This window comes from Halomonas marinisediminis (genome assembly GCF_004347715.1).
In the GTDB taxonomy this organism is placed as follows: Bacteria; Pseudomonadota; Gammaproteobacteria; order Pseudomonadales; family Halomonadaceae; genus Halomonas; species Halomonas icarae.
This window is the reverse complement of sequence record NZ_SLTR01000001.1, coordinates 360265-376060: the sequence shown is the minus strand read 5'-3', so window position 1 is coordinate 376060 and position 15796 is coordinate 360265. Positions and strand designations below refer to the sequence as shown.

Sequence of the window (15796 nt, the reverse complement as noted above, 5' to 3'; positions counted from 1 at the left end):
GTATGGACCAACTGCTACCACCAGTATCCGGCGCATGCGGCCTTCGGCGGCTACAAGAAGTCCGGTGTCGGTCGCGAGACCCACAAGGTGGCCCTCGAGCATTATCAGCAGACCAAGAATCTGTTGGTCAGCTACGACATCAATCCGATGGGCTTCTTCTGAGCGCTATCCGCTTCATCGACAATCGATTGCAGTAAGGCGGTGGCGCCATTTCGTTGGGCACGACTAGCGTCGTGCCCAACGGCTATTTTTGTGAAGCGTTTCAATATGAAATGAAGCTTTGTACGTTGACGCATCCAGCGGCACCAGCACGGGGCGATCCGAACTGGCCGGAAGAACACCTTATTGGTTAGCAGCAGAGAGCATCAGCACAGCCTGCTCCCTAGCAGCAGCAGGGCGCCGTCCAGCTGATGCCAGCCCCACCACACCAGGGCAAGGGCAGCGGCGGTAATGGCCGCCGCCGCCAGTCGCCATACCCGTTGACGACTCATGCTTCTGCCTGGGAGTGCCGGGTGCGCTGCACCGGTGTCTCGTTGATCCACCAGTGCAGTGCGGCGGCGGCGACCCCGAGCAGGATGGCCAGTTTCCAGACCACGTCGTAGTCACCCTGCAGGTCGTAGAGGAAACCACCCAGCCAGACGCCCATAAAGGAGCCAAGCTGGTGAAACAGGAAGACGATGCCGCCGAGCATGGAGAGGTGCTGAACGCCGAATACCGAGGCAACGATGCCATTGGTCAGCGGCACCGTGGAGAGCCACAGCAGCCCCATGGCGATGCCGAAGGCGTAGGCGCTGGCCGGACTCAGCGGTGCCACCAGGAAGAGCGTGATGACCCCGGCCCGGCACAGGTAGAGCCAGCTGAGCAGCCGCGACTTGGAGTGCCGTCCACCGAGCCAGCCGGTGACATAGGTACCGAAGATGTTGAACAGGCCGATCAGCGCCAGTACCGTGCTGCCCACCTGAACGGCGATGCCATTGTCGTAAAGATAGCCGGGCAGATGCACGCCAATAAAGACCACCTGAAAGCCGCAGACGAAGAAGCCCAGGCAGAGCAGCCAGAAGCCACGATGGTTGGCGGCTTCGTCGAGGGCCTCGCGCAGTGGCAGATCGTCGATGGAGGTTGGTGCGGGGCGGTCACGCAGCAGGGCACCCAGCGGCAGCAATAGAGTGCCGATGGCCGCCATGGCCAGCAGTGCCGAGGACCAGCCGAGCCACTCCAGCAGTCCCAGGGTGCCGGGCAACATGGCGAACTGCCCGAAGGAGCCTGCCGCGCTGACGATGCCCATGGCCATGCTGCGCTTCTCCGGCGCCACGGCCCGTCCCACCGCGCCGAGTACCACCGAGAAGGTGGTGCCGGAGAGACCCAGTCCGATCAGTACCCCGGCCGAGAGCGTCATGCCCAGCGCCGTCTCCGAGAGCCCCATGAACAGCAGTCCCAGGGCGTAGAGGGCGCCGCCCAGCACCACGACGCGTGCGGCGCCGTAGCGATCCGCCACGGCACCGGCGAAGGGCTGGGCGAGACCCCAAAGGAGGTTCTGGATGGCCAGGGCGAAGGCAAAGACGCCGCGTCCCCAACCCAGCTCCGCGCTCATCGGCTCGAGGAAGAGGCCGAAGCCGTGGCGAAGACCCATGGCCAGGGTGACCACCAGGCTGCCGAGCACGAGGATCATAAGAGAGTGGCGGCGTAGCGTGTCCATGGCGGCGTCCGTTGATCTGGGTGGCAGTTTGCAGGCTAAAGGACGCTACTATGGCGCCTGGAGCCGGTTTTGGCTAGCGTTGCAGCGCGCGCTCCAGGGTCGCCAGCCGGCCCGGCACGAGAGCATCTTCCACGGCGGTGATGCGCAGCACATGGCCCAGGGCCGGGTCAGCGGGCCGAGCGATCAGCTTGCCCTCGTCGAGCAGCGCCCTGTGCACCTCGCCGGCGAGCTCCGCGGTCGGCATGCGTACGCCGACGAAGTTGGTGGCGCTGGGCAGCACATCGGCGCCCAGTTCGCGCAGATGGGCTGCCAGGCGCTCCCGGCGCCCTCTGACCGCCGTCACGTGGGCGGCGACCTCGTCAGGCGCATCCAGCACCGTTTCGGCGGCGGCCTGGCTGAGTGTCGACACCGCATAGTGGATGCGTACCTTCATCATCATCGCCAGGGTCTCCGGCTCGGCGATGGCGTAGCCGACGCGTAACCCGGCGAGGCCATGGGCCTTTGAGAGGGTGCGCAGGCGCACCACCCCGGGCAGCACCCGACGGCCGAAATCGCCGTCGGCATCCTCACGGAAGTCGTGATAGGCCTCGTCGAGCAGCAGCCAGCAGTCGTCGGGCAGAGAGCGGCGCAGGGCCAGCACATCATCGTCGGCATGCAGGTGGCCGCCGGGGTTGTCCGGGTTGGCCAGATAGACCAGCCGTGCGCGGGTCTCCCTGGCCGTCCGCGCCAGGGCGTCGAGGTCGGGGGCGAGTCGTCCCGGCGCCTCGTCGTAGGCGACTTCCTCCACGCGACAGCCGTGGCCCCGGGCGAAGTAGGCGAAGGTGGGGTAGGTGCCTCGGGTGGCGACGACCGTATCGCCGGGTGAGGTAACGGCACGCAGCGTGAGGGCGAGCAGGCTGTCGGCCCCGGCGTCCACCAGCATCGCCTCCAGCGCAATCCCCTTCTGGTCGGTCAGGCGCCGACGGATGCCCATTGCCTCGGCATCGCCGTAGCTATAGACATGTTCCGCCAGGGCATCGCCGAAGCGCTCGCGCAGGGCGCGGTGGGGCATGTCGAGCCCCTCGTTGGAGCCCAGCTGATGGGGGATTTCGCGCCCCAGGCGGCGCTCCAGCACGCGCACGCCGGGGAAGGGGTTGTGGGGGCCGTCTCCGGTCAGATGGTCGGGGAAGCGGGGCATATCGGTCTCCAGTCGCTGATGCCTGTCATCGTTCACCCTATCAGGGTTTGACGGTAAGTTGGCCCGCCGGTGGGCTACTCCTTGGGCATATTGCGGGTGCCCGCCACGCCGCGCAGGCGCCGCCGCAGCGCCGCCTTGCCCATCATATGGGCGCTGACCGGGGCGGTGGCGAACAAAAATATGGTCACCAGGGCCTCCTGCACCGAGACGCCATCCTGCTGGTGGCTAAAGAAGAGCAGCGAGCCGATCAGCGTGCAACCGACGCCCAGGGTGCTGGCCTTGGTGGGGCCATGCAGGCGGGTGTAGAAGTCGGGGAGCTTGGCCAGCCCCCAGGAGCCGATCAGCGCCACCACCGCGCCCACCAGCAGGAAGAGGGCGATGACCAGCTGCATGATCCAGGACATGTCGAGGCTGTTCATTCGATGACATCCCCCCTCAGCAGATACTTGCTCATGGCTACGGTGCCGACGAAGCCCATCAGCGCGATCAGCAGGGCTAGCTCGAACAGCACTCCGAGTCCCATCTGGATGTCGGCCAGCACGATCAGGGCGATGCTGTTGATCATCAGGGTGTCCAGCGCCAGGATGCGATCGACGATATCCGGGCCTGCGGCCAGGCGGTAGAGGTTGAGCAGCGCGGCGATGGCGAACAGTGTCATCGCGATGGGAATCACCAGGGCAATCATCGGAAGATCTCCTGCAGCGGGCGCTCGTAGCGACGGTGTATCTCTTCAATGGTCTCGGCCTCGTTCTCCAGGTGCAGGGCGTGCACCAGCAGAGTGTTGGCCTCGGCGTCATGGTGGAGCGAGACGGTCCCGGGAGTCAGCGAGATGGTGCTGGCCAGGATGGTGATGGCGAAGTCATCGTCCAGGGTAAGCGGGTAGATGAAGAAGGCCGGCTTGAGATGCCGGGCGGGGCGCAGGATGCGTAGCGCCACTACCAGGTTGGAGCGCAGGATGTCCAGCAGCAGCACCAGCAGGTAGCGAAGCAGCGGCAATGGCCGCCGGATCCTCGCCTCCTCGGCCCAGAAGCCGTGGGTCACCATCGGGATGGCCACGCCCAGGGCCAGTCCCAGCAGTGCGTTGGCCATGCTGACGTCATTGACCATCAGCAGCCAGAGCAGCGCCAAAAACAGCGAGAACAGCGGGTGTGGCAGCCAGAATCGCCGCGCGCGGATCGAGGGCATCATGGGGCGACCTCCCAGGTGGGCGCGGTGGCCTCGGGCAGCACCGCGCTGATATAGCCCTGTGGGGCGAACAGCTGTTCGGCGGTGAGCGCAAGGTAAGCCATCACCGGGTCACCGAAGGCCGCCAGCAAGGCGTTGAGGCCGACCATGCTGTAGACCAGGGTCAGCAGGCCGCGCCTGAGTGGATAGGGGGTCGCCATCTCGCCGGGACGCCAGAACCAGCTGCTGCCGGTGCGGCTGATGGCGATGATCACCAAGAGGGCCGACGCCAGCAGTATCCCCCAAAGCCATAGTCCGCCGGGCTGGGCGCCGCTGGCCTGCAGAATCCATACCTTGCTGACGAACCCCGAAAACGGCGGCAATCCCGCCATGGCGATACCGGCGATAAAGAACAGGCTGCCCAGCACCCAACGGTGTCCAATGGGGCCCACCGCGGAGAAGCGGTCATAGCCCTCCTTGCGTTGCTGACCCAGCAGGTCGGCGAGCAGGAAGAAGACGGCGGCCATCAGGGTGCTGTGCACCAGGTAGAAGAGGGCAGCGCCCAGGGCGGCGGGGGTGGCCAGGCTGATGGTTGCGAGCAGGGTGCCCACCGAGAGGATCACCAGATAGGCGGTCAGGGTGCGCAGGCTCTCGGAACCCAGTACACCGATGCCGCCGAGTGCCAGGGTCAGCAGGGCCAGGGGCCATAGCCAGTTCCAGGCGGTCTCGTTGACCGGCGCCTCCCCCAGCGCAAATACCAGCAGGAAGACCCGCAGGATCGCGTAGACACCCACCTTGGTCATGATGGCGAAGAGTGCCGCCACCGGTGCGCTGGCTGCCGAGTAGGCGCGAGGTAGCCAGAACAGCAGCGGCAGGATCGCCGCCTTGATGCCGAACACCACCAGCAGAATCAGGCTGGCCGCCGCCAGCAGTGGTGCATCCTCGGCCGGGGCCGCGGCGATTCTTTGTGCCAGGTCGGCCATGTTGAGGGTGCCGACCAGACCGTAGAGGGTGCCCAGAGCGATCAGAAACAATGCCGACCCCGCGAGATTGATGATCACATAGTGCAGGCCCGCGCGGCTGCGGGCGCGGCCGCCGCCATGCAGCAGCAGGGCGTAGGAGGCAATCAGCAGGATCTCGAAGAACACGAAGAGGTTGAACAGGTCGCCGGTCAGGAAGGCGCCGTTGAGCCCCGCCAGCTGGAACTGGAAGAGGGCATGGAAGTGGGCGCCGCGCCGGTCGGTGCCACCGCTGGCGTAGAGCAGGCAGCAGAGTCCGAGCACGGCGGTGAGGGCCAGCATGATGGCGGCGAGGCGGTCGAGGACCAGTACGATGCCGAAGGGGGCTGGCCAGTTGCCGGCCTGGTAGATCAGGTAGTCGCCGGCACCGGCCGTGACGATCGCCCAGAGACCCAGCAGTACCAGCCAGGCGGTGCTGGCAAACCCGAGCAGGCGCTGCACGGCGAAGGGGGCCCGGTAGAACAGCAGCTGGCCCGCGCCGGTCAGCAGCGGCAGCAGGATGGGCAGGATCAGAACGTGGTTCATGTCCGGTCCTCGTCGGGGTTCTCACCGTCGACATGGTCGTTGCGCAGCTCCACCGCGGCCTTGAGCGCCAGCACCACCACGAAGGCGGTCATGGCGAAGCCGATGACGATGGCGGTCAAAACCAGCGCCTGGGGCAGTGGGTCCGCCATGGTGTCCGCGATGCCGATGATGGCCGGGGCCCCGGCCACCAATCGACCCGAGGCGAACAGGTAGAGGTTGACGGCGTGGGAGAGCAGGGTCAGCCCCAGAATGACGGTGAAGGTGCGTGCCCGCAGCAGCAGATAGGTGCCGCAGCTGGTCAGCACGCCAAGGGTGATTGCATAGAGGAGCTCCATCAGCCGATCTCCTTGCCGGGGCCGGCCACCGTCATCAGCTTGCCGAGGTTGGCCAGAATCAGCAGCGTGGCCCCGACCACGGTGGCGTAGACACCGAGATCGAAGAGCATGGCGGTGGCCAGCTCGAACTCGCCAATCAGCGGCAGGTGCAGGTGACCGTGGGCCGAGGTGAGGAAGGGGAAGCCGAACAGCCAGCTGCCCAGGCCCGTAAAGGAGGCGATCAGCACCCCGGCACCGATCATCGGCCGAAAGGCGGTCGGCATGCGTGCCTGGGCCCAGACCAGCCCACCGGCCATGTACTGCAGGGTCAGCGCCACCGCGGTGATCAGCCCGGCGATAAAGCCGCCGCCGGGTTGGTTGTGGCCACGCAGGAAGATATAGGCCGAGACCAGCAGGGCAACGGGCAGCACCAGCCGGGCCACGGCGCCGAGCATGATCGGATAGGGCTCGGCCACCCAGTGGGTGGGGTTGGTGTCGACCACACGCGCCTTGAGATGCAGGTCGCGAGTAAAGGCGAAGACCGCCACGGCGGCGATGCCCAATACGGTGATCTCGCCCAAGGTATCGAAGCCGCGGAAGTCCACCAGGATGACATTGACCACGTTGCTGCCGCCGCCGCCCGGCACGCTGTTGGCCAGGAAGAAGTCGGAGATCGTCTGCTGGGGGCGGGTCAGGATGGCGAAGCTGAAGGCGGCCACGCCCAGGCCCATCAGCCCGGCGATGGTCAGATCCCGGCCCATGCGTAGTCGGGTCGAGCCGCGTGGAGAGGTCTGGGGCAGGAAGGAGAGTGCCAGCATCATGATCACCACCGCCATCACTTCCACCATCAGCTGGGTCAGGGCGAGGTCCGGTGCCGAGAAGCGGGCGAAGGTCACGGTGACGAACAGTCCGGTAACGCCGAGCAGCAGCAGGGCCGGGAGCCGGTGATGGTGATAGACCACCACCCCCAGTGATGTCAGGCAGAGCAGGATCGCGGCCAGCAGGGTGAGCGGGTCGAGGGGAGCAAGCGCCACGCCGCCGTCCCAGCGGGGAACATCGCGCAGCTGCAGGCCGACCAGCACCACGAGGGTGGCCAAGATAAAGGTCAGATACCGCTGCAGGGAGCCATTCTCCAGCTGGAACACTCGCTGCTGGGCCAGAGCCGTGGCACGGCGCATGAGCCAGTCGAATATCTCCTTGGCATCCACCATCGGCAGGCGGGCATGCAGACGGAAAAGCGGCGTGCGCCAGTGGTAGAAGAGCGCACCGCCGGCCAGGGCTAACAGGCTCATCAGCATGGGCAGGCGGCCGCCCAGGGCCGTGAAGTCATAGGGGGCAACGGCTATCTGCCGGGAGGCGGCGAAGGCGGGGTGGACCAGTGCCATGTAGATCGGCTGGGGGGCCAGTCCCACCAGCAGGGTGGCCAGGACCGGCAACATGATGGGCGAGAGGGCCGCCAGCCGTGGTGGGGCGGGCGGCCAGATCGGCAGATCGATCGGACGACCATTGAAGAAGACGTTGTGGAAGATCCGAATCGAGTAGGCCACCGAGAAGAGCGCGGCCAGGGCCACCCAGGCGGGAATCACCACCGTCGCCCACTCCGGGGTGACGACCAGCAGGCTTTCGTTGAACAGCATCTTCTTGCTCAGATAGCCGCTCATCAGGGGCAGGCCGGCCATGGCGGCGGAGGCGACGCCCGACAGCACCATCAGCGCCGGCATGAAGCGCCACATGCCGTTGATATGGCGCATGTCGCGGGATCCGGTGGCGTGGTCAACGTAGCCCGCCATCATGAACAGCGGGGCCTTGAACAGTGCATGGCACACCAGATGGAAGAGAGCTGCCGCCAGCGCCATGGGTGTTCCCAAGCCCAGCAACAACATGATCAACCCCAGGTGGGAGACCGTGGAGTAGGCCAGCAGTCCCTTCATGTCGTGCATGAACATGGCCACGAAGGCACCCACCATCAGCGTCAGCATGCCGGTCAGGGTCACCAGGTAGAACCATAGCGTGGTATCGGCCAGTGCCGGGTGAAGCCGCGCGAGCAGGAACAGCCCAGCCTTGACCATGGTGGCGCTGTGCAGATAGGCGGAGACCGGGGTGGGCGCCGTCATGGCATGGGGCAGCCAGAGGTGAAAGGGGAACTGGGCCGACTTGGTGAAGGCGCCGAGCAGGATCAGGTTAAGCATCAGCCCGTAGTGCTCGCTTGCGCGAATATGTTCGCCGGCCTCGAGGATGATGGAGAGTTCATAGCTGCCGGCGGCCTGGCCCAGCAGCATGATGCCGGCGAGCAGCGCCAGGCCGCCGCCGCCGGTGATCACCAGCGACATGCGGGCACCTAGGCGAGCCGCATGATCGTCGGTGCGGTAACCGATCAGCAGGAAGGAGGTCAGGCTGGTCAGCTCCCAGAATACCAGCATAAACAGCAGGTTCTCGCTAAGCACGATGCCCAGCATGGCGGCCATGAACAGCAGAAGCAGGGTGAAGAAGCGTGCGGTGGCCTCGCTGCCTTCGAAGTAGTAGCGGGCGTAGAGCAGGATCAGGCAGCCGACGCCGGTGATCAGCAGGGCAAACAGCAGCCCCAGGCCGTCGAGTCGAAAGCTTGCGTCGAGGCCCAGAGAGGGCAACCAGGAGAGCCGCTGGACCACTGCCTCACCGCCCTGCATGACGTGAGGAAGCCAGCTGAGCAGCAGCAGCAGGCAGAAGAGAGCGGGGAGGGCGGCGACCGATGCCAGCAGGCGTGATGATCGTCCCTGCAGCAGGGCGGGCAGGCAGGCGCCGGTTAACGGCAGCAGGATGATTAGCACAAGCGGCATAAGGCGCGACTCCCTGCAGGCGGTAATTCCTTAACACACTATAAGAGGGCTCCGGGGCTTGGTCAGACGCCGGCTTCAACGCTGGATGGTGGTTTCAGGAGGGTTACGAACGGCATCGGCGTTGAAAGAGGCTGGCAGTGGATGCAAGCAGTATCGGGATTGGCGTTCTAGGATAGTGAGCAGGCAAGCGTTTCAGACGCTGCCTTTGCCGCATCCGATAACGACAATACCGAGAGGCAAGCCCATGCATAGCAAGAAGTTCCCGCGTCTGGTCGCCTTGGCGGCGCTGCCCCTGGCCATGGCGGCCGCGCAGGCCCAGGCCGAGGAGATGGCCATCGCCACCATCCTTCCCGAGAACATGAGCAACAACGAGGTCTACCCGGCGCTGATCCAGTTCAAGAACCTGGTCGAGACACGTACCGATGGGGAGATCACGGTATCGATCTTCGGCAACAGTCAGCTGGGCTCCGAGGTGGAGACGGCTTCCGAGGTGCAGGGGGGACGCACCCTGCAGTCCACCATCATCACCACCGGTGCCATGTCGTCCTTCTATGATGACTACCAGCTGATGACCGCGCCCTTCATCTTCGACAACTGGCGCCAGGCCTGGGCCTTCTTCGATGGCGACTGGTTCGCCGACTTCATGTCCGGCACCGTCGAAGAGACCAATATGCGCTACCTGGGGACCTTCGATGACGGGGGCGGCTTCGTTGCCTTCACCAACAACGAGCGCCTGATCAAGACCGTGGAGGATCTCGAGGGGCTCAATATCCGCACCGAGGAGAACCCCGGACATGTGGCCATCATGAAGTCGCTGGGCGCTTCGGCCACGCCGCTGCCGTGGGGCGAGGTGGTCACCGCCCTGGAGACCGGCCTGGCCGACGGCCAGTTCAACGCCCCGGTGCTCAATACCACCTTCAACTTCAATGAAGTGACGGACTACACCACGCTTACCGGGCACGTCTATAACAGTGCCGCCTGGCTGGTCAGCGAAGAGTGGTTCCAGAGCCTGACCGAGGCGCAGCAGGAAGCCATCGTCACCTCGGCCCGCGAGGCGATCGCCATCGGCCACGGCATGTCCGGTGCGCTGGCCACGGCCAGCTGGGTGGAGTCGTGCGAGCGCTTCGAGGAGTGTTACATCATGCCCCCCGAGGAGCGAGCCCGCATGGCGGAGATCGCCACGCCGGCCTGGAAAGAGTGGATCGTCAACGACTTCGGCATCGAAGAGGAGAAGGTCGACGCCTTCCTGGCCGAGGTCAAGCGGGTCGGCGAGGAGGTCGTCGAGAGCGATATGGCCAACTATGGTCCATAACGTGGTCAATAACATGGCCAGAAACATGGCCAGAAACATGGCCAGTTACCATCGCGATTGAGTGAACGGCCCCGGTGATCCCGGGGCCAGTGAATCGACAGGCGACTGGTGCCTGTGTCGTGGGACGGTCGGCCCTCGGGCTGGCCGTCGATCACCTCGAGGTATTCCGATGACCCTCCTTCAGCCTTTGCGCCGGATCAGCGATGCGGTGAACCAGGCGGCGATCGTGGCCTGTGTGGCCTGCGTGCTCATCATGCTGGGCATCTCCTTCACGGCTTTTCTCTACAAGCTGGCCACCGGCAGCACGCTGAGCTGGACCTACTCCCTGGCCAGGCTCTTCCTGCCCTGGATCGGCTTTCTCTCCATGACCATCTCGCTGCGCTATGGCGAGCATGTGGCGATGACGCTACTGGTGCGCAGCCTGCCGCGACTGCTGCTGAAAGTGGCGGCAGGCCTGTGCCTGGGGGTCATCGCGCTGTTTGGCCTGATGCTGGTCTGGTATGGCTGGGGGTTTTTCCAGGGGGCCTCACAGGTCTACATGGTCTCCGACCAGATCCAGATATCGGCCAAGTTCACCGCCATCGTGATTCCGATCAGCGGGGGCATCGTCCTGCTGCACCTGGTGCAGGGCTTCGACCTGCTGGAACACTTCATCGATGACGACAGTGTGATCGATGGGCTTATCGACACCGCCGATGGGGAGAATCGCTCATGATGCCCGCGATCATCGCTTTCGTTGTGCTGTTGTTAATCGGTGCGCCGGTCGCCGTGGTGATGGCCATGTCGGGGCTGGCCGGCGGCTTTGCCATGGGCGGCGAGCGGATGCTTGGCATCATCGCCGACCGAATGTTTGCCGGGGTGTCCGGCTTCCTGCTGATCGCCGTGCCCTATTTCATCTTCACGGCCGAACTGATGAACCAGGGAGGGCTGACCCAGAAGCTGATCGCCTTCAACAATGCCCTGTTCGGTCAGGTTCGCGGGGCATTGTCACACGTCAATGTGTCGGTATCGGTGTTCTTTGCCGGCCTTACCGGGGCGGCGATCACCGATACCGTGGCGATTGGCAAGATCATGATCCCGGAGATGAAGGCACAGGGCTATGACGCCGACTATGCGGCCGCGGTCACGGCCTGCTCGTCGATCATCGGGCCGATCATCCCGCCCAGCGTGGTGATGGTGGTCTATGCCACCCTGCTGCGCGATATTTCGGTCATTGACCTGTTCGCGGGAGGAATTATCCCCGGCCTGCTGATGGCCCTAGCCCTGCTTGCCGTCAGCTTCTTTCTGGCCTGGAAGCGGGGGTATCCCAAGCAGGCGCCGACGCCACTCAAGGTAGCCGGGATGGCCTTTCTGGTCGCGCTGCCGGCGATGATCGTGCCATTGATCATCCTCGGTGGCATTCTCTCGGGGCTGACTACCATCACCGAGGCCTCGGGCTTTGCCGCGGTCTATGCCATTGCCATCGGCGTGGTCTTCTACCGCAGCCTGACCTGGCAGAAGATCTGGTATGCGCTGCTGGTGACGGTGCGCTTCTCGGGCGTGGTGTTCTTTCTGCTGGCGACCTCGGCGGTACTCGGCTGGTTCGTTACCCGCTCCGGTATTGCCCGGGACGCGGCGGGTCTGATCACCACCTTCAGCGACTCGACCTTTCTGCAACTGCTGCTGGTGTGTGCCCTGCTTATCCTGATCGGCACCGTCATGGATGTGTTGCCGGCGCTGGTGGTAGTGGCCCCGGTGCTGGTGCCGGCGATGGTTCAGCTCGGTGTCGACCCGTTGCACTTCGCGATCCTGATGATCGTGGTGCTCAATATCTCCAACGTCACCCCGCCGGTGGGCATGACATTGATGACGGCGGCACGTATCGCCAATGTGCCCTTCGAGCGGGCGATCATCGCCTCGCTGCCATTCTATGTGGCCTTTATCGCAGTGATCCTGCTGCTGGTCACCTTCCCTTCCCTGTCTACTTGGATACCATCGCTGCTAGGCTAGATGTCTTACGGCGAACGTCACTTCATCACTCCAACAAGAGAACCTGTCATGACCATTACCTATCACGACAGCAATAACCGCATGAGCCAGGCCACCGTACACAATGGCACCGTCTATCTGGCCGGTCAGGTGCCCGACGATACCGGAGCCGATATGCGTGGCCAGACAGAGCAGGTGCTGGCCAAGATCGATCGTCAGCTGGCCGCCGTGGGCAGCGGCAAGGAGCATCTGCTCAGTGCCCTGGTCTGGGTCACCGACATGAGCGAGTTCGCCGCCATGAACGACGCCTGGGATGCCTGGGTGGTGCCGGGAAGGCCGCCAGCCCGTGCCGCCACCGAGGCCAAGCTGGCACGGCCCGAATTCAAGGTGGAGATCATGGTGACCGCGGCGATTCCGGAGGCGTGAGGTGATCCAGCGTATCGCCAGGGAGTTGGCGCGAACTCCGGCCTGGTGGGTGGAAGTGCGGGTCACCGCGCCGAGGTGTCGAGAGGATCACGCATGACCACTTCACGCTGCGGTTTCTTCTGGCACGAGCGTTGCTTCTGGCATGACCCCGGCGCCATGGGGGTGTTCTCGGCCCCTGGTGAGTTCCTTCAGCCGCAGCCGGCCTCGGAAAGTCCCGAGAGCAAGCGACGCCTCAAGAATCTGCTCGAAGTCTCGGGGCTGATCGATGAGCTGGTGGTGCGCAAGCCGGCGCCGGCGACCCGTGAGGACCTGGAGTACTTCCACACCGAGCGCTATCTGGATGCCCTTGAGGCCGGCGACGCCGGGCGGGGTGGCGATGCGGGCGACTGCGCCCCCTATACGCCGGGCAGCCTGACCGCCGCGCGTCAGTCGACAGGGCTGGCCATCGCCGCGGTCGAGGCCGTCGCCACCGGTGAGCTCGACCAGGCCTATGCCCTGTGTCGTCCCCCGGGGCATCACGCCGAGGCCGACCGTGGGCGGGGCTTCTGCCTGCTGGGCAATATCCCGGTGGCGGTGATGCGTGCTCGAGCCCTGGGTCAGGTGGGGCGCGTGGCGATTCTCGACTGGGATGTGCACCATGGCAATGGCCAGCAGGCGGCGTTCTACGCCGATCCCGAGGTGTTGACGGTCTCCATCCACCAGGCGGGCAACTACCCGCTGGATACCGGCACCTTCGAGGAGCAGGGGGAGGGGGCCGGCCTGGGGGCCTGTCTCAATCTGCCGTTGCCGCCCGGCTCGGGTCTCGGTGCCTACGACTATGCCATGGAGTCGGTGGTGCTGCCCGCCATCGAGGCCTTCGCGCCCGAACTGATCGTGGTGGCCTGTGGTTATGACGCCTGCGCCAAGGATCCCCTCGGCAAGATGCTGCTCAACAGCACCGCCTTTGCCCGGATGACCACCTCACTCAAGAGACTGGCCGCACGACTCTGTGAAGGGCGTCTGGTGATGATCCATGAGGGTGGCTACTCCGAGGGCTATGTGCCGCTATGCGGCCACGCGACTATTCAAGCCCTGGCCGATAGCCATATCTCGGTACCTGACCCCCAGGCCGAGGAGATCGCCGCCTGGGCCTATCAGGACCTGCAGCCCCATCAGTGTGAGCTGATTGACGGCTGGCGCTCCGCCTGGACGGCAGAGGGCCGACTCTGATCGCTAACGACAAGGAATGGCATGACAATGACACCTCTTCATGATCGCGATGGCTGGCTCTGGCATGACGCTGAATGGCTGGCCTGGCGCGACGCCCACACCCATCTGCTGACCCATAGCCTGCACTACGGCATGGGGTGCTTCGAGGGGGTGCGCGCGTATGCAGGTCCCAGGGGGACCCATCTGTTTCGTGTGGTGGAGCATACCCGCCGGCTGCTGGATAGTGCCCACGCCCTGGATATACCGTTATCTTACAGCGCAGAGACCCTGATCGAGGCTCAGCGGCAGTGTTTGGAATGCAATGGTCTGGCCAATGCCTATCTCAAACCAACGATCTACCTCGGGGCCGAGGGGCTGGGGCTTCGGGCGCAGGGGCTCACCACCCATGTGATGATCCCCGCCTGGGACTTGGGTGACTATATCTCGCCTCAGGCGGCCTCGATCGGGTTGCGTGCATTGACCTCATCCTGGGCGCGTCATCACGTCAATATCAGCATGTGCCGGGCCAAGACCAACGGCCACTACGTCAACTCGATGCTGGCACTCAACACTGCCGTGAAGGCCGGCTTCGATGAGACGATCATGCTCGACCCCGAGGGCTATGTCGCCGAGGCTTCGGCGGCCAACGTCTTTCTGTTGCGCGATGGTGTGCTGCATACTCCGGAGGTGACCTCCTGTCTGCAAGGCATCACCCGGGATAGCGTGATTTGCCTGGCCCGAGAGGTACTGGGCATCGAGGTGCAGGAGCGTCGAATCACCCGTGACGAGCTGTATATCGCCGATGAAGCCTTCGTGACCGGTACCGCGGCGGAGATCCTGCCGCTGCGCGAACTGGATGGTCGCCATATCGGTGCTCGAGCAGGGGCGCCGGCCGTCGATAAGCCAATCGCAAAGGACTCGCTGACCGCACGACTCCAGCATCTCTATCGCGATGTTACCCGGGGAGAGCCGGGGCCCGCCACGGAGGCCTTTGGCGAGTGGCTGACGCCTGCATGATGTAGGCATAGGGCGTTAAGCTCGGTGGAGATGGACCATGATAGCCTGGCGGCAGATCGAAGGGAGATCGCATGTCGCTGCTGATCAATCTCGCGTTGAGTCTGGTGCTGCTGGTGTTGTCATCATGGGGCAGCCTGGCGCTGCTGCACCGCTTTCCGGCAGTCGCACGCTGGCGACGGATTGCCGCCTTGGCGTGGCTACTGCTGGGTGGGGTGTGGCTGGGTTGGTTATGGCAGGGGAGCCGCCTCGGGGCAGTGCTGGGCATGGGGCTCAGCATGCTCATCCTGCTGTGCTGGTGGTGGCGTCTGCTCCCCGAGAGCGATCTGGACTGGGCGGATGATGTACGCTTCCTGGCCACGGGCCGCCAGCTCGGCCAACGGTTGGTACTTGATCATGTGCGCTGCTTCGACTGGTACCGTCACGACGCGGCATCGGTTGCCTGGCAGCGGCGAGAGTATGACCTTCAGCGCCTGGCGACCCTGGACCTGTTCGTTTCCAGCTGGGGGCGACCGGGCATCGTCCATGTGCTGCTCTCCTTCGGCTTCGATAATGGCCAGGGTGTTGTCGACGATTTCGTGACCTTCTCGGTCGAGGTGCGTCGCGAGCGCCATGAGCCTTTCTCGGAGATCGGTGGCTTCTTCAAGCAGTATGAGCTGGCGATCATCGCCGCCGATGAGCGTGATGCGATTCGACTGCGCAGCAATCTGCGTGGAGAAACGGTAACTCTCTATCGGGTGCTGCTCGGGCGGCGCGAGCGCCGCGAGCTGCTGCTGGCCCTGGTGGAGCAGGCCAACCAGCTGGCGCGCGAGCCGCGCTTCTATCACACCGTTACCGCCAACTGCAGCACCCTGGTGTACGCGCTGATACGCCGCATCGTCGAGGCGTTGCCGCTGGATCATCGTCTGCTGCTGACTGGTCGATTGCCCGGCTATGTCCACGATCATGGTGGCCTGTTGCCTGGCCACTCCTTGAGCGAGCTCGAGCGTCGCGGTGATATCACCGAGCGCGCTCTGGCGGCCCATGATGATCATGACTTCTCACGACGCATCCGCGCCGGCGTGCCGGGGTGGTCGGCGAGTGGTCGCAGGCCGATGTTGAAAAATAGGGGAGGAGATCGGATCGAGTAACGGCAGTGCCTAACGGCTTCTGATAAAATTCTGCGCCGTTTCGTCTC

At 64.6% G+C, this 15796-nt stretch carries 17 protein-coding genes; 8 read left to right on the top strand and 9 right to left on the bottom strand.

Features of this window, described 5'->3' with window-relative positions:
- On the top strand, positions 1–162 hold a 162-nt coding region (locus E0702_RS01795; protein WP_132041242.1), incomplete at its 5' end, for an aldehyde dehydrogenase family protein.
- A gap of 203 nt (positions 163–365) precedes the next feature.
- Here E0702_RS01795 and E0702_RS20020 read toward each other — a convergent pair.
- From E0702_RS20020 to E0702_RS01755, 9 genes are all read right to left on the bottom strand, one after another.
- On the bottom strand, positions 366–491 hold the full coding sequence (locus E0702_RS20020) for a hypothetical protein (protein ID WP_272922875.1): 126 nt from the start codon (positions 489–491) through the stop codon (positions 366–368).
- Positions 488–1696, bottom strand: coding sequence for an MFS transporter (locus E0702_RS01790; RefSeq protein ID WP_132041241.1), 1209 nt, complete (start codon positions 1694–1696; stop codon positions 488–490). Before E0702_RS01790 ends, E0702_RS20020 begins: the two co-directional genes overlap by 4 nt.
- A 73-nt stretch (positions 1697–1769) precedes the next feature.
- Positions 1770–2873, bottom strand: coding sequence for a pyridoxal phosphate-dependent aminotransferase (locus E0702_RS01785; protein WP_132041240.1), 1104 nt, complete (start codon positions 2871–2873; stop codon positions 1770–1772).
- Between the two features lie 74 nt (positions 2874–2947).
- Complete coding sequence (locus E0702_RS01780) at positions 2948–3292, bottom strand: Na+/H+ antiporter subunit G (protein WP_240721638.1); 345 nt, start codon at positions 3290–3292, stop codon at positions 2948–2950.
- A complete protein-coding gene (locus E0702_RS01775; protein ID WP_132041239.1) occupies positions 3289–3558 on the bottom strand; it encodes a K+/H+ antiporter subunit F in 270 nt (89 codons plus the stop codon). Before E0702_RS01775 ends, E0702_RS01780 begins: the two co-directional genes overlap by 4 nt.
- The gene (locus E0702_RS01770) at positions 3555–4061 is read right to left on the bottom strand and encodes a Na+/H+ antiporter subunit E (protein ID WP_240721637.1); all 507 of its coding nucleotides are present in this window, start codon (positions 4059–4061) and stop codon (positions 3555–3557) included. The genes E0702_RS01775 and E0702_RS01770 overlap by 4 nt, the downstream gene beginning before the upstream one ends.
- Entirely contained in the window at positions 4058–5581 is a 1524-nt protein-coding gene (locus E0702_RS01765) for a monovalent cation/H+ antiporter subunit D (protein WP_132041238.1), read from the bottom strand. Before E0702_RS01765 ends, E0702_RS01770 begins: the two co-directional genes overlap by 4 nt.
- A complete protein-coding gene (locus E0702_RS01760) occupies positions 5578–5916 on the bottom strand; it encodes a Na+/H+ antiporter subunit C (RefSeq protein ID WP_132041237.1) in 339 nt (112 codons plus the stop codon). Before E0702_RS01760 ends, E0702_RS01765 begins: the two co-directional genes overlap by 4 nt.
- Entirely contained in the window at positions 5916–8711 is a 2796-nt protein-coding gene (locus E0702_RS01755) for a monovalent cation/H+ antiporter subunit A (RefSeq protein ID WP_132041236.1), read from the bottom strand. The genes E0702_RS01760 and E0702_RS01755 overlap by 1 nt, the downstream gene beginning before the upstream one ends.
- A gap of 244 nt (positions 8712–8955) precedes the next feature.
- Here E0702_RS01755 and dctP point away from each other — a divergent pair, with 244 nt between their 5' ends.
- The 7 genes from dctP to E0702_RS01720 all read left to right on the top strand — a co-directional run bounded on the left by dctP (position 8956) and on the right by E0702_RS01720 (position 15749).
- Positions 8956–10023, top strand: coding sequence for a TRAP transporter substrate-binding protein DctP (gene dctP / locus E0702_RS01750; RefSeq protein ID WP_132041235.1), 1068 nt, complete (start codon positions 8956–8958; stop codon positions 10021–10023).
- 169 nt (positions 10024–10192) lie between these two features.
- Positions 10193–10738, top strand: coding sequence for a TRAP transporter small permease (locus E0702_RS01745; protein WP_132041234.1), 546 nt, complete (start codon positions 10193–10195; stop codon positions 10736–10738).
- Positions 10735–12012, top strand: a complete 1278-nt coding sequence (locus E0702_RS01740; RefSeq protein WP_132041233.1) for a TRAP transporter large permease — start codon at positions 10735–10737, stop codon at positions 12010–12012. Before E0702_RS01745 ends, E0702_RS01740 begins: the two co-directional genes overlap by 4 nt.
- 48 nt (positions 12013–12060) lie before the next feature.
- Entirely contained in the window at positions 12061–12417 is a 357-nt protein-coding gene (locus tag E0702_RS01735) for a RidA family protein (RefSeq protein ID WP_132041232.1), read from the top strand.
- Between the two features lie 93 nt (positions 12418–12510).
- Positions 12511–13626 (top strand): class II histone deacetylase, encoded by a 1116-nt coding sequence (locus tag E0702_RS01730; protein ID WP_132041231.1) that lies wholly within the window; start codon positions 12511–12513, stop codon positions 13624–13626.
- A 27-nt stretch (positions 13627–13653) separates the two neighbouring features.
- Entirely contained in the window at positions 13654–14622 is a 969-nt protein-coding gene (locus E0702_RS01725; RefSeq protein ID WP_132041230.1) for a branched-chain amino acid transaminase, read from the top strand.
- 71 nt (positions 14623–14693) lie between these two features.
- Positions 14694–15749, top strand: coding sequence for an Lnb N-terminal periplasmic domain-containing protein (locus E0702_RS01720; protein ID WP_132041229.1), 1056 nt, complete (start codon positions 14694–14696; stop codon positions 15747–15749).
- The last annotated feature ends 47 nt before the right edge of the window (positions 15750–15796 follow it).